15 protein-coding genes are annotated in these 20383 nt (G+C 73.1%); 9 read left to right on the plus strand and 6 right to left on the minus strand.

From position 1 onward, the window contains the following. Nucleotides 1-97 precede the first annotated feature (97 nt). From FHG10_RS08115 to FHG10_RS08125, 3 genes are all read left to right on the plus strand, one after another. A complete protein-coding gene (locus FHG10_RS08115; protein ID WP_152352828.1) occupies nt 98-958 on the plus strand; it encodes a siderophore-interacting protein in 861 nt (286 codons plus the stop codon). 11 nt (nt 959-969) lie between these two features. After that, nucleotides 970-1629: a DNA-3-methyladenine glycosylase I gene (locus FHG10_RS08120; RefSeq protein WP_152352829.1), complete on the plus strand. Its 660-nt coding sequence runs from the start codon at nt 970-972 to the stop codon at nt 1627-1629. Nucleotides 1630-1820: 191 nt separating this feature from the next. After that, a complete protein-coding gene (locus FHG10_RS08125) occupies nt 1821-3191 on the plus strand; it encodes an O-acetylhomoserine aminocarboxypropyltransferase/cysteine synthase family protein (RefSeq protein ID WP_152352830.1) in 1371 nt (456 codons plus the stop codon). A gap of 267 nt (nt 3192-3458) precedes the next feature. Here the strand turns inward: FHG10_RS08125 and FHG10_RS08135 are convergent, their stop codons facing one another. Then, complete coding sequence (locus tag FHG10_RS08135; RefSeq protein ID WP_152352832.1) at nt 3459-4943, minus strand: phytoene desaturase family protein; 1485 nt, start codon at nt 4941-4943, stop codon at nt 3459-3461. A 118-nt stretch (nt 4944-5061) separates the two neighbouring features. On the opposite strand from FHG10_RS08135, the gene FHG10_RS08140 reads away from it, so the two are divergent. The 3 genes from FHG10_RS08140 to FHG10_RS08150 are packed head-to-tail and all read left to right on the plus strand — an operon-like array spanning nt 5062 to nt 7482. After that, entirely contained in the window at nt 5062-5628 is a 567-nt protein-coding gene (locus FHG10_RS08140) for a hypothetical protein (protein ID WP_152352833.1), read from the plus strand. Beyond that, complete coding sequence (locus FHG10_RS08145; protein ID WP_152352834.1) at nt 5625-6662, plus strand: hypothetical protein; 1038 nt, start codon at nt 5625-5627, stop codon at nt 6660-6662. The genes FHG10_RS08140 and FHG10_RS08145 overlap by 4 nt, the downstream gene beginning before the upstream one ends. A gap of 55 nt (nt 6663-6717) precedes the next feature. Further along, nucleotides 6718-7482 (plus strand): PIG-L deacetylase family protein, encoded by a 765-nt coding sequence (locus FHG10_RS08150; RefSeq protein ID WP_152352835.1) that lies wholly within the window; start codon nt 6718-6720, stop codon nt 7480-7482. Nucleotides 7483-7494: 12 nt separating this feature from the next. On the opposite strand, the gene metG is transcribed toward FHG10_RS08150, so the two are convergent. Continuing rightward, nucleotides 7495-9288, minus strand: coding sequence for a methionine--tRNA ligase (metG, locus tag FHG10_RS08155; RefSeq protein WP_152352836.1), 1794 nt, complete (start codon nt 9286-9288; stop codon nt 7495-7497). Nucleotides 9289-9361: 73 nt separating this feature from the next. On the opposite strand from metG, the gene FHG10_RS08160 reads away from it, so the two are divergent. After that, a complete protein-coding gene (locus FHG10_RS08160; protein WP_152352837.1) occupies nt 9362-10741 on the plus strand; it encodes a UTP--glucose-1-phosphate uridylyltransferase in 1380 nt (459 codons plus the stop codon). 482 nt (nt 10742-11223) lie between these two features. Here the strand turns inward: FHG10_RS08160 and FHG10_RS08165 are convergent, their stop codons facing one another. Continuing rightward, a complete protein-coding gene (locus tag FHG10_RS08165; RefSeq protein ID WP_227488121.1) occupies nt 11224-12522 on the minus strand; it encodes an acyltransferase family protein in 1299 nt (432 codons plus the stop codon). 191 nt (nt 12523-12713) lie between these two features. After that, a complete protein-coding gene (locus FHG10_RS08170) occupies nt 12714-16169 on the minus strand; it encodes a bifunctional proline dehydrogenase/L-glutamate gamma-semialdehyde dehydrogenase (RefSeq protein WP_227488122.1) in 3456 nt (1151 codons plus the stop codon). A 297-nt stretch (nt 16170-16466) separates the two neighbouring features. Here FHG10_RS08170 and FHG10_RS08175 point away from each other — a divergent pair, with 297 nt between their 5' ends. Further along, a complete protein-coding gene (locus FHG10_RS08175) occupies nt 16467-16910 on the plus strand; it encodes a hypothetical protein (protein ID WP_152352840.1) in 444 nt (147 codons plus the stop codon). Nucleotides 16911-17090: 180 nt separating this feature from the next. On the opposite strand, the gene FHG10_RS08180 is transcribed toward FHG10_RS08175, so the two are convergent. Together FHG10_RS08180 and FHG10_RS08185 are read right to left on the minus strand one after the other, a co-directional pair. Beyond that, nucleotides 17091-17702, minus strand: a complete 612-nt coding sequence (locus FHG10_RS08180; RefSeq protein ID WP_152352841.1) for a thymidine kinase — start codon at nt 17700-17702, stop codon at nt 17091-17093. 53 nt (nt 17703-17755) lie between these two features. Beyond that, nucleotides 17756-19003 carry a GNAT family N-acetyltransferase gene (locus tag FHG10_RS08185; RefSeq protein ID WP_152352842.1) on the minus strand — a complete coding sequence of 416 codons (1248 nt, stop codon included), beginning with the start codon at nt 19001-19003 and terminating at the stop codon, nt 17756-17758. Between the two features lie 197 nt (nt 19004-19200). On the opposite strand from FHG10_RS08185, the gene FHG10_RS08190 reads away from it, so the two are divergent. Next, nucleotides 19201-20304 carry a sugar phosphate isomerase/epimerase family protein gene (locus tag FHG10_RS08190; RefSeq protein ID WP_227488123.1) on the plus strand — a complete coding sequence of 368 codons (1104 nt, stop codon included), beginning with the start codon at nt 19201-19203 and terminating at the stop codon, nt 20302-20304. The last annotated feature ends 79 nt before the right edge of the window (nt 20305-20383 follow it).

Here is a 20383-nt window from a genome sequence, read left to right on the forward strand (position 1 = left end):
CGGCCGGCCGGGACCGGCCCCGATTTAACGCAAGGGTCGTGTGGCGATAATCCCTCGGCCCTGCAGGGGGGCGTCGGTCTCCCGTACTGTCGGAGGCATGAGCGACGCCACAGGATCCGGGACCGCAGCACCGACGCCCAAGGACCGCGCGAAGCGGCCCCCGCGGCCCCAGGCGGTCCTCGAGGTCATCGGCAAGCAGCGGATCACCCCGAACCTGCTGCGTGTGATCGTCGGCGGGGACCAGGTCGGCGTCCTCAACGACAACGACTCGACGGACAAGTACCTCAAGCTCCTGCTCCCGCAGCCGGGGAGCGGACTGCAGCCGCCCTACGACATGGAGGGGCTGCGCGAGACCGCGCCCGAGTCCATGCCCTCCCGCCGCACCTACACGGTGCGCTCCTGGGACCGTGAGAAGCAGCTGCTGGCGCTGGACTTCGTGCTCCACGGCGAGGGCACGGTGGACGGGATCGCCGCCGCCTGGGCGGACGCCGTCCTGCCCGGCGACGTGGTCGCCGCGAACGGCGCCGGCGGCGGCTACGCCCCCGACCCGGAGACCGGCTTCCACGTGCTGATCGGCGACCACTCGGCGCTGCCCGCGATCGCCTCGGCCCTCGAGGCCATGGGGCCCGACGCCCGGGGCCTCGCCCTCATCCAGCTCGACCACGCCGAGGACCAGCAGGACCTCGAGCACCCCGAGGGCGTCGAGCTGCGCTGGCTGATCGGCGAGCGCGAGCAGCTCGTCGCCGAGACCCAGGGGCTCGAGCTCCCCGCAGACGGCCTGCAGGTCTTCGCCCATGGCGAGCGCGGCATCATCAAGCAGATCCGCCGCGATCTGGTGAAGGAGCGCGGCATCGACCGCTCCCGGATCTCGATCTCCGCCTACTGGGCGGCCGGACGCGTCGAGGACCAGTTCCAGGCCGAGAAGCGCGAGCCCGTCGGCCGCATCGACGAGGACTGAGACCCCGCGCCATGAGCGAACCGAGCGAGGACCTCGTCGTCGGCGTGGACGGCCTGGCCCGCCCCCTCTGGGCGAGCCGTCACGAGGACCTGCGCGAGTACTACGACACCGAGTGGGGGATGCCGCGGTGCACCGAGGCCGAGGTGTTCGAGCGCCTCGCGCTCGAGGGCTTCCAGTCCGGTCTCTCCTGGGCCACGATCCTGCGGCGCCGCCCCGGCTTCCGCCGCGCGTTCGCGGGCTTCGACCCGGAGGCGGTGGCCCGCTTCGGGGAGGCCGACGTCGAGCGCCTGCTCGCCGACGAGGGCATCATCCGCCACCGCGGGAAGATCGAGGCGACCATCGCCAACGCCCGCGCGACCCTCGCCCTGCGCGAGGCCGAGGGGATCGGCGCCCGCAGTGACCTGCCGCGCGGCTCGACCCTGGCCGACCTGGTCTGGAGCTATCGCCCCGCCGCGAGTCCCGTGCCGCGCACGGCCGCCGAGGTGCCGACGGCCTCCGCCGAGTCCCGGGCTCTTGCCAAGGAGCTGAAGTCCCGCGGATTCCGCTTCGTGGGGCCGACGACGATGTTCGCGCTCATGGAGGCGCTCGGCGTGGTCGACACCCACCTGCTGGGCTCCCACCGCCGCGGCAGCTCCGGCCTCTGGGACGAGACCGGCACGCCCCTCGCCTGAACAGTGCGCTCCGCGCCCGACCCGCGCGCCCCGGCCTGAGCAGCACGCTCCGAGCCCGTCCCGCACCTCCGATGGCACGCGTCGCACGCGCGGTCATACGTGGTCACACTCCTGGGCCCTGGGCCCGCGTGCGCGCGAGAGTGGCCGGGAGCGGCGCCCTGGACCCCGTCGGCCGCTCGGGAGGAGAGGTCATGTCCACGACGTCGGTGCACGCCGGCTGGGACGCGCGCGACGCCCATGGCTCGCTCGTCCCCCCGATCTACGCGACCAGCGCCTACGCCCACAGCAGCCATGCCTCCCTCAAGGCGCTCTTCGCCCGCGAGAGCGAAGGGTTCGCCTACTCCCGCTCCGGGAACCCCACCACGGCCGTCCTCGAAGAGCGCATCGCCGCGCTCGAGGGCGGGATCGGAGCGATCGCCGTGGCGAGCGGGCAGGCCGCGACCACCATCGCCCTGTGCTCCCTGCTCGAGCCGGGCACCCACGTCGTGGCCTCCTCCCGGCTCTACGGCGGGACCACCGAGTTCCTCGACGACACCCTCGCCGACCTGCAGGTGAGCTGGAGCGCCGTCGACCCCTGGGACCTCGACGGGTGGCGCGCCGCGATCCGCCCGGAGACCCGCGTCGTCCTCCTCGAGTCGATCGCGAATCCGGGCGCGGAGCTGGCCGACCTCGATGCCATCAGCACCATCGCCCACGAGCACGGCGCGGTGGTCGTCGTCGACTCGACCCTCGCGAGCCCCGCCCTCTACCGGCCCGGGGAGCACGGAGCCGACGTGGTCGTGCACTCGGCCACCAAGTACCTCGCCGGGCACGGCACCACCATCGCCGGGCTCATCGTCGACATCGGCTCCTTCGACCCGCGCCGATGTCCCGAGCGCTGGCCGCGCCTGACCACCCCCAACGAGCGCTTCCACGTGACGTTCGCCGACGAGTACGAGGACGGCGGCTCCGGGCTGCTGGGCCTCGCCCGCGCCAAGTACGTCACGGATTTCGGCGCCACCCTTCCCGCCCAGAGCGCGCGCGACGTGCTCGTGGGCATCGAGACCCTCGACCTGCGCCTGGAGCGCATCAGCGCGCACGCCGAGCAGATCGCTCGCAGCCTGCAGGGCGCGGACGGCCTCGCCCGTGTGAACCACCCGTCGGCCCCCGGGCGCAGCGACGCGCATCTCGCCGCGCGGGACTTCCCCCGCGGCACCTCGGGAGTGTTCTCGATCGACCTCGAGGGTGGGGAGGCGGCTGCGGCCGCGTTCTGCGACGCCCTGAGCGTCTTCACCCTCGCGGTGAACATCGGCGACGTCCGCTCGCTGGTCTGCCATCCGGCGACGACGACCCACTCGCACCTCAGTCCCGAGCAGCGGGCCGCCTGCGGCGTGGGCGAGGGCACGGTGCGGCTCAGCATCGGCCTCGAGAACCTGGACGACCTGCTCGCCGACCTGCGGCGGGGTCTCGCCGCCGCGCGGACGGCGCGCGACGCGGCACAGGGGCTCGCGGTGCAGAGCGCCGCGTCGAGCCGCGCCTCGGTGTTCAGCGGCGCGGGCGCTTCCCGCTCGCGAACTGCTTGACCCGGCCGAACCAGCCGCCGCCGCTCACGGCATGCCCGACCCCGCCGCCCACGGCGTGCCCTGCGGAGGCGCCGAGGATCCGGTCGTTGCAGCGCTCGCAGAGCACGCGCCCCGTGAACGACCTCCGGGCGCGGCCCCGGATCACTCTCCTGCACTGTTCGCATCGCTGAGCCATGCCTCGAGTCTGCCCCAGCGGGGCAGATCCGTCGAACGGGCCGCACGCCCCGACCGGTCGGCTCCCTGGGTGTGCGCAGACTCCTCGCGCTCTCACGCGCCGGGACCGAGGTCGGGGGCCCGGCGGATCCCGAAGCGCTCGCGCAGGACGCGCCGCGCAGCGAAATGGCCGCCGAGCCCGTGGACCCCCGGCCCCGGGGGCGTCGCGGACGAGCACAGGAAATGGCCGTCGTCCGAGAGCCGGTAGGGATCCCAGACCGCGCGGGGCCGCGCGATCATGCGGAACATGGTGACCGTCCCCATCGCGATGTCGCCGCCCACGATGGCCCGGTCGTGCTCGCCCATGCGCGCGGCGGGGATGCCGCGCGCGGCGACGATGGTGTCGCGGAATCCAGGCGCGCTCGCCTCGATCTGCGCGATCACGGCCTCGGTGGGATCCTCCATGCCACCCACGGGCACGTGCGCGTACGCCCAGATCGGCCGCAGCCCGCCGACCTCGCGGGAGGGATCGGCGACCGCCGGATCGCTCACGAGCACCACGGGATGCTCCGGGAAGCGGCCCGCGAGCACCTGGTTCTCGGCCGCGGCGACCTGCTCGCGGGTGCCGCCCAGATGCACGGTCCCCGCGCGGCCCACGTCCGGGTGCGCCCAGGGGATCGGCCCGCTGGTGACCAGATCGACCTTCGCCGCGGCGCCCGCGTGCCCGAGGCCCCGCAGTCCGCGGGCGGTGCGGCGGGGGATCGAGCGGCCGAGGATCCGGGCGGCGTCGTCGGCGCTCGTGTCCAGGAGCACGGCGCGCGCCGGCGGAAGATCCGCGAGCGATCGGACGGGACGGTCCACGATCACGCTGCCGCCGTGGGCGCGCAGGTCCTCGAGGAGGGCATCGGCGATGGCCTGGCTGCCGCCGACGGGGATCGGCCAGCCGCCCGCGTGCGCGAGCGAGGCCAGGAGCAGCGAGACCCCGGCGCCGGCGAGCGAGGGCAGGGGGCTGATGCCGTGCGCGGCGACCCCGGTGAGCAGGGCGCGTGCCCTCTCCGTGCGCAGGGGCGAGTCCCAGGCCCGGGTGCCCTGCTGCAGCACCCGCAGCCCGAACCGGGCGCCGGCCGTGAGACCGGCGGGGGAGAGCACCTCCGAAGGGATCGAGCGCTTGTCGCCCAGCGCGAGCGCTGTGACCGCGTCGGCATGGCGGGCGAGGGGCTCGAGCATGCGACGCCAGGTGGGGCCGTCGGGACCGAGCCCCTCGACCGTGCGGTCGAGGTCGTGCCAGGCGATGCCCGCGTCGCCGCCCGGCAGCGGCTGGGCATAGGAGACCTCGGGCACGACGGTGCGCACGCCGCGCGCGGCGAGGTCGAACTCGCGCAGGAACGGGCTCGCGAGCGCCATCGGGTGCACGGCCGAGCAGATGTCGTGGACGATCCCGGGGCCGAGGCCCAGGTCGAGCGTGCGGGCGCCGCCGCCCAGGGTCTCCTCGGCCTCGAGGACCTGGACGCTCAGGCCTGCACGGGCGAGGGTGACCGCCGCCGCGAGCCCGTTGGGCCCGGAGCCCACGATCACTGCGTCCAGGGAGGGGGAAGCCATTCTCGAAGCCTAGTGGTCGGGCCGGGCCATCGCGCACGGAACCCGGAGCTCCAGGCCGCGGGGCATGGTCGGCGTGGGCTTCGGCCCGGGCGGCTCCGCGTTCCCTATCGTGGGCGCAATGACCGAAGATCCCGCGCCCCCTCGCGATCGACCCAGCGTGCACGGCCCCGAGCAGGCCCATGATCACGGGGGCGGCCCCTCGACGGGAGAGACCGCGGGAGGCCCCGGCGCCGCGGTGCCGGGCGTGCGACGGATGGGTCCCGTCGGCCTCGCCTGGCGGGTCCTCGCCATGGTCGCGGGACTGGCCGTGCTGACGGCCGCGCAGATCGGCCACACCGACGACTTCTTCCCGTTCAGCGCCATGGCCATGTTCGCCCAGCCCCGCGACCCGGACGGCATCATCGACGACACCTGCCTCGAGGGCACCCGCGAGGGCAGCGACGAGATCGTCCCGCTCGGCTTCCCCGACGCCGAGATCGCGCGCTCCGACGTCGAGGGGAACCTCCGCAACATCCGCAAGGACCCCCAGCAGCTCGCGCCGCTCGCTCGCGCCGTCGACGCCCACCATCCCGACGCGCCGCGGCTGACGAGCCTCACCGTCTGCAGCGACCGCTATCACCTGCGCTCGGGCGCGCCCGACGGTCCGCCCGAGCACGTCGCCCTGGTCACCTGGGAGGCGCGATGAGCCCCGCGATCTCCACGGACACGAGCACCGCGCCCCCGGCGAGGCGAGCGAGGGGACGGCTGCTCGATGTCCTCGCCCCGGCGCTCCCTCTCGCGCGTCTCGCGGTGATGCGCCGGCTGATCAGCGCGTTCGTGGTCTTCGACGTGCTGCTGGTCTCGAACGACGTGATCGGCCACGCCGCGAACCCCGAGTACTTCCGGCCGACGGCGCTCATGCGGCTCCTGCACCTGCCCGCGGTGACGCCGGTGCTGGGCTGGGGGCTGCTGGTGGTCGTCCTGGCCTCCGGGGCGCTGGGAGCCCTGGGGCGCGCGCCGCGTGCGAGCGGCGGGGTCCTCGCCGTGAGCTTCTGGACCTGGATGCTCTACTCCCAGGGCTACGGCTACATCAGCCACGACCACGTGGCGCTCATGGTCGCCGTGGCCGTGCTGCCCACCGCCGGCATCGCGAGGACCCGGGCCGACGGGCTGGACGCGACCGACGGGCTGGACGCGACCGACGGGCTGGACGGGGCCGACGGGGCCGGCCGCGCCGACCGGGCCGACGCGGCCGGCGCGGGCGTGCTCTCCCGCCAGGCGGGCTGGGCGCTGCGCTGCATCCAGATCGCCGTGGTGCTCACCTACTTCTACTCCGTGCTCGAGAAGTCGGTGATCTCCGGATCCCCGGCGACCTGGGCGAACAGCGCCGTGTTCGCCTTCGCCTTCATCCGCCGCGGCGCCCCGTGGGTGCAGTGGATGCTGGACGCGCCCTGGCTGTTCCGGCCGGCCCAATGGGCGCTCATCGTCCTCGAGACCATCTCGCCGCTCGCCCTGTTCCTGCGCGGCCGGAAGCTCTACGCGCTGATCGGCGTCTTCCTCGCCTTCCACCTCGCGACCTTCGTGGCGCTCGGGATCCACTTCCTGCCCACGGTGGTGTGCTGGGCGGCGTTCCTGCCGCTCGAGAGGATCGCCGCGCGATGGCGCGGGCGCGTCCGGCACCGGCGTGCTGCGCGCACGGGCGCCGCGCACCCCTCCCGCGCGGAGGCCGGCGCCGAGTAGCCTCGGAGACCGGGCGGCCCGAGGAGGGGCCGCCCTCCGACCGAGGGGAGTCCTCATGCCCAGCCACCAGGCCGCCCGCGCCCTGCCGACGCTCCCGGACCAGGACGTGCGCCGCGTCCTGTGCGTGGTCGCGCACCCCGATGACATGGAGTACGGGGCGTCCGCCGCGGTGCACCGCTGGACCGCGCGCGGCGTCGAGGTGACCTACCTCCTGCTCACCGCAGGGGAGGCGGGCATGGCGGAGCCCCCCGAGGTGGTCGGGCCGCTGCGGGCCCGCGAGCAGCGGGCCGCCTGCACGACGGTGGGCGTCGAGGACCTGCGGATCCTCGCCCATCCCGACGGCATGCTCGAGCCCGCGCTCGACCTGCGCCGCGACGTGGCCCGCACCGTCCGCGACGTGCGCCCGGATCTCGTGCTCACCCCGACCTACGAGGTCGAGGCCTACGGCTCCCTGAACCAGGCGGACCACCGCGCGGCCGGGATGGCGGCCGCCGACGGCACCCGCGACGCCGCGAACCCCTGGGTGTTCCGCGAGCTCGGGCACGACGGGTACCGGCCGTGGCAGGCCCGGGCACTGCTCGTCGTCGGCCACTCGCGTCCGACGCACGCGATCCCCGTCGGCCCCGACGACGCCGAGGCGTCGATCGCCTCCCTGCGCAGCCACGAGGCGTACCTCGCGCACGTCACCGGGCATCCCGCGCCCGAGGAGCTCATCCCGCGCGCCCTGCGGGAGGGCGGCGCGCAGGCCGAGGGCGGCGGGCTCGCCGTCACCGCGCGCGTCTTCGACCTCGGCGGGCTCGGCGGCACGACGGGGGAGTGACCCGCCTGCGGATCAGGCCTCGGGGTCGAGCCGCTCGAGCTCCTCATCGACGACCTTCGGGTCGAGCTTGGTGAAGATCGGCGAGGGCTTGGAGACCGGGCGCCCGGTCTCGACCTCGCGGTGGCCCCATGCGGGCACGTCCGTGTAGTCGCCCGTGATGATCGCGTAGGAGGGGCCGCCGTCCAGGTCATCGACCTCGCGGGCCTCGGGCAGCGGGGCGATCTGCCGGTGCCCGCCGAGCGCCCGCTCGACCGCGTTCGCGGAGAACGGGAGGAACGGCGCGAGGATGGTGTTGAGGTCGGTGACGGCCTGCGCGAGCACGTGGAGCACCGTGTGCAGGCGCTCCTGCTGCTCGGGCGCCTTGAGCTTGAAGGGCTCGGTCTCCGAGACGTAGCGGTTCGCCTCGCCCACCAGGCGCATGGCCTCGGCGATCGCGGCGCGCTGCCGGTGGGCCTCGATGAGGGAGCCGACGGCCTCGAAGCCCGCCTCGATCTGGGACAGCAGTGCCCGGTCGACGTCCTGGAGCTCACCGGCTGCGGGGATCTCTCCGAGGTTCTTCGCGATCATCGCGGCCGTGCGGTTCACGAGGTTGCCCCACCCGGCGACGAGCTCGTTGTTCGTGCGGGAGACGAACTCGGACCAGGTGAAGTCCGCGTCCTGGTTCTCCGGGCCCGCAGCGGAGATGAAGTAGCGCACCGCGTCGGGCTGGTAGCGCTCGAGCATGTCGCGCACGTAGATGACGATGCGCTTGGAGGAGGAGAACTTCCTGCCCTCCATGGTGAGGAACTCGCTCGAGACCACCTCGGTGGGCAGGTTCAGCTCGCCGAAGCGGCCGGGCTCGCCGCCCTTGTCACCCTCGCCGTTCTGGGCGATGAGCTCCGCCGGCCAGATCTGCGAGTGGAAGACGATGTTGTCCTTGCCCATGAAGTAGTAGGTGAGGGCCTCGGGATCGTTCCACCAGCGGCGCCACGCCTCCGGATCGCCCTGGCGGCGCGCCCACTCGATGGAGGCGGAGAGGTAGCCGATCACGGCGTCGAACCAGACGTAGAGGCGCTTGGTGGGCTGGTCCTCCCAGCCCGGCACGGGGATGCCCCAGTCGATGTCGCGGGTCATCGCGCGCGGCTTGATGTCCTGGAGGATGTTCTGGCTGAAGCGGATCACGTTGGGACGCCACAGGCCCGTGGCCTCGCGCTCGTCGAGCCAGCGCCCGAGCTCCGCCGCGAGCGCCGGCAGGTCCAGGAAGTAGTGGGTGGTCTCGATGAACTCCGGGGTCTCGCCGTTGATGCGGGAGACCGGGTCGATGAGGTCCGTCGGATCCAGCTGGTTGCCGCAGGTGTCGCACTGGTCGCCGCGCGCGCCCGGCGCGCCGCAGATCGGACAGGTGCCCTCGATGTAGCGGTCGGGCAGGGTCCGGCCGGTCGACGGCGAGATCGCCCCCGAGGTGTTCTGCTCGAGCATGTAGCCGTTGTCGCGCACCACCTCGAACATCTCCTGCACCACCGCGTAGTGGTTGCGCGTCGTGGTGCGCGTGAACAGGTCGTAGCTGAGGCCCAGCGCGACGAGGTCGTCGACGATGATCCGGTTGTTGCGGTCGGCGAGCTCGCGGGCGGTCACGCCCTCCTTGTCGGCCTCGACCAGGATCGGGGTGCCGTGCTCGTCGGTGCCGGAGACCATGAGCACGTCGTGGCCCGCCATGCGCATGAAGCGCGAGAAGACGTCGGAGGGGACGCCGAAGCCGGCGACATGACCGATGTGGCGGGGACCGTTGGCGTACGGCCAGGCGACCGCGGACAGGACAGTGCTCATGGGACGCAAGTCTACGGACACCGCGCCCGAACGCGGACCGCGAACGCGCCGCCGTGACCGATACCCTGGCCACATGAGCACCCATGGTCTTTCCGCAGCCCAGCAGAAGATGCGAGACGCCGGCGTCGCCCAGACGGCGATCGACGTGTTCTCCCGCTACTACCAGCAGCTCGAGGAGGGCGTCACCGGGTCGATCCCGGAGGACACCATCTCCCCGTACCTCGACCCGCCCCGGCTCGAGGACGTCACGATCGACCCGTTCCAGGCCAAGGAGGCCTTCGACCGCCTCGCGATCATCAACCTCAACGGGGGCCTGGGCACCTCGATGGGCATGGACCGCGCGAAGTCGCTGCTGCCCGTGCGCGACGGCAGGTCCTTCCTGCAGATCATCGTCGAGCAGGTCCTCGCCGCCCGGAAGGCGACGGGCTCCCCGCTGCCCCTGCTGTTCATGGACTCTTTCCGCACGCGCGAGGACACCCTCGCGGTGCTCGAGCAGTACCCGGACCTGCCCGTCGGCGACCTCCCGCTGGACTTCCTGCAGAACAAGGAGCCCAAGCTGCGGGCCGACGACCTCGAGCCCGTCACCTGGGAGGCGGATCCGGACCTCGAGTGGTGCCCGCCCGGCCACGGCGATCTCTACACGGCGCTGCAGACCTCCGGTGTCCTCCAGAAGCTCCTGGACGCCGGCTTCAAGTACGCGTCCGTGTCGAACTCCGACAACCTCGGCACGCTGCCGAACCCCGTGCTGGCCGGCTGGTTCGCCGCGTCCGGCGCGCCCTACGCGGCGGAGCTGTGCCCGCGCACGCCCGCGGACCGCAAGGGCGGGCACCTCGCGGTGAGGAAGTCCGACGGCCGGCTCATCCTGCGCGACACCGCGCAGACGCCGGAGGACGAGATGGACTTCTTCACCGACGAGCACCGCCACCCCTTCTTCCACACGAACAACCTGTGGATGGACCTCGAGAAGCTCGACGCGGTGCTGCGCGAGAACGACGGCGTGATGCCGCTGCCGATGATCCGCAACGCCAAGACCGTCGACCCCTCGGACAAGACCAGCACGCCCGTTTACCAGATCGAGTCCGCGATGGGCGCCGCGATCGAGGTGTTCGAGGGAGCGAGCGCGATCGTCGTCGGCCGCGACCGCTTCCTGCCCGTGAAGGCCACGAGCGACCTGCTGCTGGTGCGCTCGGACGTCTATGAGCTCGACCCCAAGCGTGCGCTCGTCCGGCAGGTGCCGTCGGCGCCGACCGTCTCCCTCGACGGCGACCACTTCAAGCTGATCGGCGACTTCGACGCCCGCTTCCCGCACGGCGTGCCGTCCCTGCGCGAGGCCGCCTCGCTGCGCGTCGAGGGCGACCACACCTTCGGGCGTGACGTCGTCGCTCGCGGCGACGCGGTCGTCGGCCCCGAGGATCCCGCGCAGATCCCCGACGGGACCGTGCTCGGGGGCTGATCTTGGCGCAGCGCCCCGTCGAGGTCAGCCGAAGCGGGGCGCGGCGCCGGCGGGTCCTCGCGCCGCGCGTCGTCGGGGCCTGTCTGGGCCCGTCGATTCTCGCGCGGCGCCCCGTCGGGGACTGTGCGGGCTCATCGACCCCGTGTGTCGCCCCGGTGATGCCGGCTGAATGGGGGTGCGTTCTCCCGTCGGGCCTGCTGCGGCGAGGGAGCTGTCCTGCAACGGCCTATGTCGGACATCCGTGCCGTATTTCGCACGGATGTCCGACATGCGCCGTTCGAAGACACTCGACGGGTACGGGCGACCGACGGGGCGACGTCAAACGGGTACGGGCGACCGACGGGGCGATGCCGGGCAGACGCGGACGACCGCCAGGGCATGGCCAGGCGGGCACCGGCGACCAGCCGGGCGTCAGCAGGTGGACGTGCCGGCTGCCGGTGGGACGACACCTGGCGCGCGCGGCGCCGCCGACGCGAACCGTGTCAGCGCGCTCCTGAGCCCGCAGCGGCCCGGGGCTGCGGCTCCTCCTTCACCAGCCAGCGGCCGACGGGCGGCGAGGTGATCCACGACAGCACCTTGACGATCGGGGGCCGCGAGAGGATCAGCACCAGGAGCAGCGCCCCGACCACGAGCATCACCGCGTCGAGGTTGGAGGTCATCGTGTCGAACCAGCCCAGGTTCCGGGGCACCTGGAGCAGCAGCGGGTGGATCAGGTAGATCGTCAGGGACTCCACGCCCAGCGCCGTGAACCAGTGGTGGCGGCGCGGGGCGACCATGACCAGCGCGATGGTGAGGATCGTGCCGCAGATCAGCACGAGCACGCGCGTGACGATGCCGTAGATGTTGCCCATGTCGTTCTCGGAGAAGCTGCGGGACATGGTGAAGATGTCGTTGGAGAACTTGTCGTGGGTGAGCACCGCGACCACGAAGGCGCAGGCGAAGGCCGCCGCTCCGATCGCCCGTCCCCAGCGCACATCGCGGATCCTGGCGAGCATCTCCGGCGTGCACATCAGCCCCATCACGAAGAACGGCAGGAAGCTCAGCACGCGCCCCCAGGTGAGGACCGTGTCCAGGTCCGCCTCGAGGGGCGCGAGCACCGAGATCGCGACCGCGAACACGAGCGGGTAGCGCAGGGAGCGCAGGACCGGCGAGAACACTCGCCAGAAGGTCAGTGCGAGCAGGAACCACAGCGTCCACGCCGGGTGCCAGAGGGTCACGGTGATCGGATCGCCGTCGAGCAGGTCGCTCTCGACCGAATGGATGACCTGGAAGATCAGGTACGGCAGGAGCATCCCGGTGAGCAGGCGGGAGATCTGGCGCGGCTCGTTGCGGTAGGAGCGGCAGAGGAACCCGGAGATCGCGACGAAGGCCGGCATGTGGAACGAGTAGATCCACGTGTAGAGGATGTCGAGATTCGCGTTGTCGTTGCTCTCGATCGTGTGGCCCACGACCACCAGCGCGATGAGGATCGCGCGCGCATTGTCGAGCAGCGGATCACGGGGCTTCTTCGCGGGTTTCGCGGAGCTCGCGGGTGTCGCGGGGGCCGCGGGTCGCGAGGGGGCCGCGGGTCGCGCGGGATCGGCCGGCGCCGGATCGGATGACGCTGCGGTGGTGTCGAGCGCGCCGGGAGCGGATGTCCCGCGGCCGTCGCCGTGGGCGCGGTGCGTGGGCGGACGCCGCGGCGTGTGCGTCGGCCGGGACGGCGCGCCACCACCGGCCGGTCCCGTGCCGGCTGTGCCTGCGGGGGCTGGCTCCGCGCTCGGATCCTGCTGGCCGGCCATGCGCATGCGCCTCTCGTCGGGGTGAACGGAACGTGACGAGGCTAGGACCGGAAGGTGGCGCGCTCAAGCGGCCGCGCCGCGAATGGGATGCATCGCGCTCCGGTCCGAGGGCGCACATGATCGGGTCGACGGGCCGGAGCGCCGGCGCATCGGACGAGTCCGACCGGCCGGCGCGCGCCCCGTCCTCCCCGTCAGTCGCGACCGCGGATGTACCCCGTGCCCCCGGTGACGTCGAGGGTCTCGGGGATGATGTTCCCGTAGCGGTGGTCGGTCGCGCTGATGGCCTGCTCGTGCAGGAAGCTCAGCAGCTCGATCCGCCCGCTCGCGGTCACCGGACCGCGGAACAGGGCCACTTCGACGCGGCGCGAGATCGCGCCCAGCAGGGTGTCGTCGGCCTCTCCGACCAGCCGGATCCGCAGGCGGGACTGGCCGGCGATCGCCGCGGCGAACGTGTCGGCGTCCTCCATCCGCACGGTGGTTCCCGCCGGCAGCTCCTGGGCGGCCGCGGCGCGCAGGGCGCCGGTCGCCACGGAGACCTCGATGTCGGCGCCCACGGTCGCCGCGGCGTGCAGCACACGACGCAGCTCGACCTCTCGCGCGCCCTCGGCGGCGCGCACCACCGTGGGGATCGGCACGTAGCGCAGCACGTTGATCTCCCCGTGCAGGTCCTGCGGGTCCCGGGCGGCGAAGGTGCTCGTCCAGTGGGCGGCGTCCGAGTGCTTCGCCGTGGTCAGCCACGTGGCCTCGTCGCGGATGGCTCCCGAGGCCGTGCGCCGGCCCTCGACGTCGGCCGCATCCATGAGGTGGATGAGGTAGTTCGGGCCGCCGGCCTTCGAGGTCTCCCCGATCGCGGAGCGCTTCCAGCCGCCGAAGGCCTGGCGCTCCACGATCGCGCCCGTGATCCCGCGGTTGACGTACAGGTTCCCGGCCTCCACGTGCTGGGTCCACCAGGCGATCTCGCCGAGGTCCAGGGAGTGCAGGCCGGCGGTGAGCCCGTACGAGGTGCCGTTCTGGATCTCGGTCGCCTCCTCGAGGGTGTCGGCGTGGATGATGCCCAGGATCGGTCCGAAGTACTCGGTGAGGTGGTACTCGGAGCCCGGCTGCACGCCCTCGCGCACGCCCGGGCTCCACAGGCGGCCGGACTCGTCGAGCTGCTGCGGCTCGGCGAGCCAGCGCTCCCCGGCGCCGAGGCCGCCCAGTCCGTCGGCGAGCTTGCCGGCGGGCTCCTCGATGATCGGTCCCATCTGGGAGATCGGATCCGTCGGGTAGCCGACGTGCAGGCTCATCACCGCGTCGGCGAGCTGGGAGGAGAAGCGGCGGGAGCGGGCGACGGAGCCCACCGTGATCACCAGGCTCGCGGCCGAGCACTTCTGGCCGGCATGGCCGAAGGCGCTCGCGGCGACGTCCTTCGCCGCGAGGTCGAGGTCCGCGTGGGGAGTGACGATGACGGCGTTCTTGCCGCTCGTCTCCGCCTTGATCGGCAGCTCGGGCCTCCAGGAGGCGAAGAGCGACGCCGTGTCGTAGGCGCCCGTGAGGACGAGCTGATCCACGCGCGGATCGGTGATCAGGGCGCGCCCGACCTCGTCCTCGGGGACGTCGACGATCTGGACGAGGTCCTGGTCGATCCCGGCCTCGTGGACGAGGGCGCCGATGATCGCACCGCAGCGACGGGCCTGAGGGGCGGGCTTCATGACGACCGCGCTGCCGGTGACGAGCGCGGAGAGCAGGCCACCGGTGGGGATCGCGACCGGGAAGTTCCAGGGCGGGGTGACCAGGGTCAGTCGACGGGGCGTGAGGACGGCGTCGTCGAGCTCCTCGAGCAGCTCGGCCTGCTCGGCGTAGTAGAGGGCGAAGTCCATGGCCTCGCTGACCTCGGGGTCGCCCTGCTCGAGGACCTTGCCGGTCTCCGCGGCCATCACCTCGAGGAGGTCGGCGCGGTGCGCCGCGAAGACGCGGGCGACCTCGCGGACCGCCTGCGCCCTCTCGCTCGCGCCCTTCTTCGCCCAGGCCTCCTGGGCCGCGAGGGCGCGGCGGTAGACGTCGTCGACGCCCTCGCGGGTGGTCACCCGTGCCGCCTCGATCTCCTCGATGCCGAGGCGGGAGCCGCGCACGCGGTGGATGATCCCGGCCGCCCACTCCTGGTTCGCGGCCGTGGACATGTCGGTGTCGGGCGTGTTGCGGAAGGCGCCGGGGCGCGCCGGGATCACGGCCGACCCGAGCGTCGGCCTCTCCCCGTGCTCCTCCGCCGCGCGGTCCTGGTCGCGGTGGGTGGCCACCGCCGGTCCCTCGACGGCGCGCGCGAGCGACGCCTCGAAGCGCGCCTGCTCGCGCGCGAAGAGCTCCTCGCTGTCCTCGAGCTCGAAGACGGCCGACATGAAGTTCTCGCTCGAGGCGTTCTCCTCGAGGCGCCGCACCAGGTAGGAGACGGCCACGTCGAACTCGCGAGGCGAGACCACCGGCACGTACAGCCGCATCGAGCCGACGGTCTCGCGCACCACCTGCTGCTGGCCCGGGGCCATGCCGGCGAGCATCTCGAACTCGACCGCGCCGTCGGCCCCGTCGATGCCGCGTTCGCCCATCAGCAGGTGCGCGAAGGCGACGTCGAAGAGGTTGTGCCCGGCGATGCCCAGGTGCACGGCCTCCAGGTGGGAGGGCTCGAGGGAGTCCAGGAGGATCCGCTTGTACTGGGCGTCGGACTCCTCCTTGGTGTGGAAGGGCGCCTGGTCCAGGCCGTGCAGCGAAGCGTCGACCGTCTCCAGGGCGAGGTTCGCTCCCTTGACCACGCGCACCTTGATGGGGGCACCGCCGCGTGCCACGCGATCCTCCGCGAAGGCCCGCAGACGCTGCATCGCGGCGAAGGAGTCGGGCAGGTAGGCCTGCAGCACGATCCCCGCCCGCAGGTGCATGAGCTCGGGGCGGTCCAGGAGCTTCTCGAACACGTCGAGGGTCAGCTCGAGATCCCGGTACTCCTCCATGTCCATGTTGAGGAAGGTGGGGGAGTCCTGGCGGGAGGCGTCGAGGTAGAGGGGCAGCAGGGTCTCCACGACGTGGTCGACCGTCTCCTCCGCGCCCCACAGCGAGAGGTGGTCGATGATCGAGGAGATCTTGATCGACACGTAGTCGACGTCGTCGCGGCCGGCCATCCCGCGCACGGAGGCCAGGCGCCGGCCGGCCTCGCGGGCGCCCAGGACGGCCTCGCCGAGCACGTTGATGTTCAGGTCGGTGCCCTCGGCGCGCAGCCTGCGCACGGAGCGCGCGAGGTGCGGGTCGCGCGAGTCGAGGATGAGGTGGGAGACCATGCGCCGCATGACGGCCTGCGCGGTCGGGATGACGGCGTGGGGCAGGGTGGGCGCGGTGGCGCCGCCGAAGGAGATCACGCGGCGCAGCGGAGCCGGCAGGAACGACGGCGGGTCGGCCGCGAGCCGCTTCAGCTCGGAGGCGGCCGCGCGGGGATCCTCGGTGCGGATCACGCGGTCCACGAAGGCGACGGTGAAGTCGAGGCCCTTGGGGTCCTTGAGGAGATCGGCCAGCAGCTGGGCGGAGCGGGGGACGGGCCGCGCTGCGGCTTCGTGGACCCAGTCCCTGACCTGCGATGCGACCTGCTCGGGCGCGATGGACGTGGTGCGGGTCCCCGTGGTCGTGGGCAACGCTGTTCTCCTGATCTGTCGACGGGACGAGAAGTCTCGCGGTCGCCGGCCGCGGCCGGCAGTGCTTGTCTGCGGGGTGCGGCCCGCGCCGTCCCGAGGAGCGGCGGGGAGGACGGCGGCGCGGGGCCCGCGACGGGTGCGCCGCGGTGGATGGAGGGCGACGATGTCCTCCTGCCGTCCTCGGGTCCGTGCGCGCGCCCGAGGGACTCCCATCGTACGTCCGGGGATCGGGTGCCTGTGCCACGATGGGGCACATGCGGCAGTGTCCGAAGCTGCCCCGACGGAAGGCAGAACACCATGAAGAAGGTCATCTTCCTGCTCGGCCTCGTGCTCGGCTTCTTCGCGGGCTCCCGCATGGGCCGCGGCCCCTACGAGTCCCTCGAGTCCACCGCCCGCCAGATCGCCGACGACCCGACGGTCCAGAAGAAGGCGTCCGATGCGAAGGAATCCGCGGAAGGCCTGGCCCAGCGCGCGAAGGACCGCGCGCCCGAGGTCGCCGACTCGGTGAAGGGCGCCGCCGCGGGCGCCGCCACCGCGGTCAAGGACCGCGCCACCCATCGCGCCGATGATGCCTCGGGGGACGACGAGGGCGGCGAGAGCGCGAAGGCCGGCTCCGGCGCCTCGTCCTCGGCCGGCGGCGCCGGATCGACGTCCGCGACTCCGGACGGCCCCGCGGGCAGCACGCCCGACACCACCTCGGGCGGCGACGGCGAGGTCGGCGACAAGCCCCTCAGCGCCTGAGTCCCGGCGCCGGCGAGGCCGTCGGCCCCGTCGCCGGCGCATCTGCCGGCTGCACGACGAGATGAGCGTGGCGAGCCACGATCCGCGGATCGTGGCTCGCCACGCTCATCTCTCTGTTCGGCGGCCGGTGTCCCGTTGCCCGTGGCGCAGGCACGCGGGCCGACGTCGCCGGGCGCGCGGTCAGCCGATGACGCGGACGCCCGCGCGCTCCTGCTCCTCCATGAAGCAGGCGCCGCACAGGGACTCGTAGCGCACCTCGGCGCGGTCCTCGATCTCGACCTGGTCGCCCGCGAAGACCGGACGGCCGTCGACGGTGCGGCAGTTGAACTCCGCCTGTGAGCCGCAGCGGCACATCGTGGGCAGCTTCTCGAAGTTGTCGGCGAGCTCGAAGAGGCGGCGGCTGCCGGGGAACTCGCGGGCCGTGAAGTCCGTGCGCAGCCCGTAGCAGATGACGGAGATGCCGTCGGCCTTCGCGACCAGGAACAGCTGGTCGATCTGCGCGGGCGTGAGGAACTGGCACTCGTCCACGAGCACGCAGTGCAGGGGGCGCAGGCCCTCGGCGTCCGCGGTCTCGGCGATCCGCGCGCGCAGGTCGTCCGCGGGGGAGCACAGCACGTCGACCCGGCGCCTGGCGCCGCCGCGGGCGACCACCCAGTCCTCGCCCTTGGTGTCGATCGCGGGCTTCACGGTGAGCGTCGCGAGACCGCGCTCGGCGTAGTTGAAGGCGGTCTTGATGAGGGTGTCGGACTTCCCGGAGTTCATCGCTCCGTACTTGAAGTGCAGCTTGGACATGAGGTGGTGGCTCCGGGACGGTCGGGGAGAGGCGGGACGGCGGGGCGGGTGCGTCAGAACGCGTCGAGGACGCTCGGGCGCGGACCGCGGAGCAGGGTATCGAGGAATGCCTCCCCAGCGGCGTCGGCCTCTGCCCCCAGGCCCGCCCGCCGGGCATCGGCGAGGCTGCGGCCGCCTGTGAGCAGGAGCGCGGCGGCGTGCACGTCGAGGCGGGCCCAGGCCGTCGGAGCCCCGTGCCCGCCCGGTTGCAGGGCCGGCTCGCCCGCGGTGATCCCCTCGACGTGCACGAGGCCGTCCTGCGCACGCACGTCCCAGCGCCCGTCCGCGCGACAGGCCGCCGCCGACGGCGTCCCATCCCGGACCTCCAGGCGCACGCTCCCTGTGAGCCCTGCCGGTGCGGGGCGGTCCGCGAGGGCGCGGGCGGTGTCCACGAGGCGCATCATCACCAGCGGCACGATGTCGGGGGTGGTGCGCAGTCCTCCGCCGGGCAGCACGTCCAGGATCGGGTCCTCGGTGCGCAGGCGGATCCGCGCCGCCGTGGTCACGGTCGACCACGTGCCCAGGTGCTGCAGGAGCGCGAGCAGGTCGTCACGGTCCCGGCCGAGGATCTCGTGGACCTCGAGCCCGGCGCCGTCGGATCCCGGCTCCATCCGGGAGAAGGAGAGATAGCCGCGATCCTCTCCCTCCTCGTCCTCCAGCAGCACGGCGCCCCACGGCGGAGAGGGGAGCCCGGCGGAGAACAGCGGCGGCTCACGCCGCAGCATCGCGTTGTCCTCGGAGGTGAGATCGGTGTACAGGCGTCGCAGCCGCGGCATGGTCGCCGCGGTCACGGGCGCCAGGCGCCGACCGGGCACGCTGCGCAGGCGCTGCAGCTCTCCGAGCGGGACGACGATGCGCTCGGTCCGCGCGACCACCTGGCAGCCATGGCGGCGGTAGATCGCGGGGTTCGAGGGGTAGAGCATCGAGAAGGCCATCTCCTCGGCGCCGCAGCGGGCGAGGACTCCCTCGAGCAGCTCGCCGAACAGACCGCCGCCGCGGTGCGCCGGGTGCACGGCCAGTCCGCCGATGCCTCCGCACGTCGTGATCCCGCCGCCCAGCGCGATCGTGTCGCGACGGATCCTGGCGCCTGCGGCGAGCACGCCCTCCTCCCCGCCGGGCCGAGCGATCGAGTCGATGCCCAGCGGGATCTGGCCCTCCGGGAAGGGGCCGGGGACCTCCTCGACAGCCCCGCCGCCGAAGGCCTGGGCGGTCAGCCGCCGGTAGGCGGGCCGGTCATCGCTGGTCAGCTCTCGCACGGGCATGCACAGCAGTCTAGAGGCGGCGGACCCAGCCGACGCACGGCGCGGGGGGCTTACAGTGAGGCGGTTCCCGGCATCGAGGAGCGAGGGCCCGCACGGACCCGGACGCGGCGTCCCTTCAGCCATGGACCCGCTGCGCCGGCCCGTCGAATCCCGCCCGTCGGCCGGCCCCACGACGCCGCAGCACAGAAGGAGACATCGTGCCCCAGCGCTCCCGGCCTTCGACACGGCACTCGACCCTGCACCAGCGCGCCCCGCGCAAGCCGATCACGCGCTCCAACCGGGCGCGCGACGGGGCGAGGGACGACCTCACCCGGCGGCTCAGCGCGGGCGCCCCGCTCAGCGAGCAGGAGCCCCAGCGCAGGATCCCCGTCGGCCTCTCGACCTCCTCCGTCTTCCCCCTCGGCGTGGAGGACTGCTTCCGCCTCGCCTCCCACATCGGCTACGACGGGGTCGAGGTCATGGTCTCGGTCGACAGGGCCAGCCGTGACGCCGCGCTGCTGCGCGACTTCGCCCGCGAGTACGACCAGCCGATCCTCTCCCTGCACGCCCCCACGCTGTTCTTCCTGCAGTTCGTCTGGGGGAGGGACCCGTGGGTCAAGCTCGAGCGCACCGTGCAGATGGCGGTGGACGTGGACTGCCCGACGGTCGTCGCGCACCCGCCGTTCCGCTGGCAGGGCTCCTACGCCCGCGAGTTCGTCGAGGGCGTGAAGAACCTCGAGGCCGAGTACGGGATCGCGATCGCCGTGGAGAACATGTACCCGTGGCGCCTGGGCGTGCGGGAGGCCATGGTCTACCTGCCCGATCACGACCCGACCGACGAGGAGTACGACCACGTCACCGTGGACCTCTCCCATGCGGCGACCGCCGGGGACGACGCCCTGGCGATGGTGGACAGGCTCGGGGACCGCCTCGCCCATCTGCACCTGGCCGACGGCACCGGCCGCACCACCAAGGACGAGCACCTGCCGCCCGGAGAGGGCAACCAGCCCTGCGCCGAGGTGCTGCGGCGCCTTGCCAACCGCGGCTGGGAGGGCTCCGTGCTGCTGGAGATCTCCACCCGCGGCGGCCACGGACGCCCCACCCACCGCGAGGACCTGCTGCGCCAGAGCCTGCTGTTCGCCCGCTACCACCTGGGCCACCACCTCGACGAGAGGCTGCTGCGCAGCGGCCGCGGGCACCTGGGCGTCGAGCCGGACGCCCCGAACCGGCTGCAGGACCACGACACGGGCGCCGCTGGGCCGGGGGCCGACGGACCGGGTGAGGGCTCGGGCGCCGACGGGTCGGGCTCCCGACGCCCCTGATCCGGGCCCCGGGGCGGCGACCGGGTGGCGTCGGACACGGCTCCCGAGCGGCCCCAGGATCAGGGTGGAAGAATGCCGC

Source organism: Brachybacterium subflavum, assembly GCF_009299795.1.
Classification (GTDB): Bacteria; Actinomycetota; Actinomycetes; order Actinomycetales; family Dermabacteraceae; genus Brachybacterium; species Brachybacterium subflavum.

Bases quoted from the DNA above. Each gene is read 5' to 3' on its own strand.
- FHG10_RS08115 (WP_152352828.1), top strand. From the start codon at position 98: ATGAGCGACGCCACAGGATCCGGGACCGCAGCACCGACGCCCAAGGAC.
- FHG10_RS08185 (WP_152352842.1), bottom strand. From the start codon at position 19,003: ATGCCCGTGCGAGAGCTGACCAGCGATGACCGGCCCGCCTACCGGCGG.
- FHG10_RS08165 (WP_227488121.1), bottom strand. From the start codon at position 12,522: ATGGCCGGCCAGCAGGATCCGAGCGCGGAGCCAGCCCCCGCAGGCACA.
- FHG10_RS08125 (WP_152352830.1), top strand. From the start codon at position 1,821: ATGTCCACGACGTCGGTGCACGCCGGCTGGGACGCGCGCGACGCCCAT.
- metG (WP_152352836.1), bottom strand. From the start codon at position 9,288: ATGAGCACTGTCCTGTCCGCGGTCGCCTGGCCGTACGCCAACGGTCCC.
- FHG10_RS08145 (WP_152352834.1), top strand. From the start codon at position 5,625: ATGAGCCCCGCGATCTCCACGGACACGAGCACCGCGCCCCCGGCGAGG.
- FHG10_RS08150 (WP_152352835.1), top strand. From the start codon at position 6,718: ATGCCCAGCCACCAGGCCGCCCGCGCCCTGCCGACGCTCCCGGACCAG.
- FHG10_RS08175 (WP_152352840.1), top strand. From the start codon at position 16,467: ATGAAGAAGGTCATCTTCCTGCTCGGCCTCGTGCTCGGCTTCTTCGCG.
- FHG10_RS08180 (WP_152352841.1), bottom strand. From the start codon at position 17,702: ATGTCCAAGCTGCACTTCAAGTACGGAGCGATGAACTCCGGGAAGTCC.
- FHG10_RS08135 (WP_152352832.1), bottom strand. From the start codon at position 4,943: ATGGCTTCCCCCTCCCTGGACGCAGTGATCGTGGGCTCCGGGCCCAAC.
- FHG10_RS08120 (WP_152352829.1), top strand. From the start codon at position 970: ATGAGCGAACCGAGCGAGGACCTCGTCGTCGGCGTGGACGGCCTGGCC.
- FHG10_RS08160 (WP_152352837.1), top strand. From the start codon at position 9,362: ATGAGCACCCATGGTCTTTCCGCAGCCCAGCAGAAGATGCGAGACGCC.
- FHG10_RS08140 (WP_152352833.1), top strand. From the start codon at position 5,062: ATGACCGAAGATCCCGCGCCCCCTCGCGATCGACCCAGCGTGCACGGC.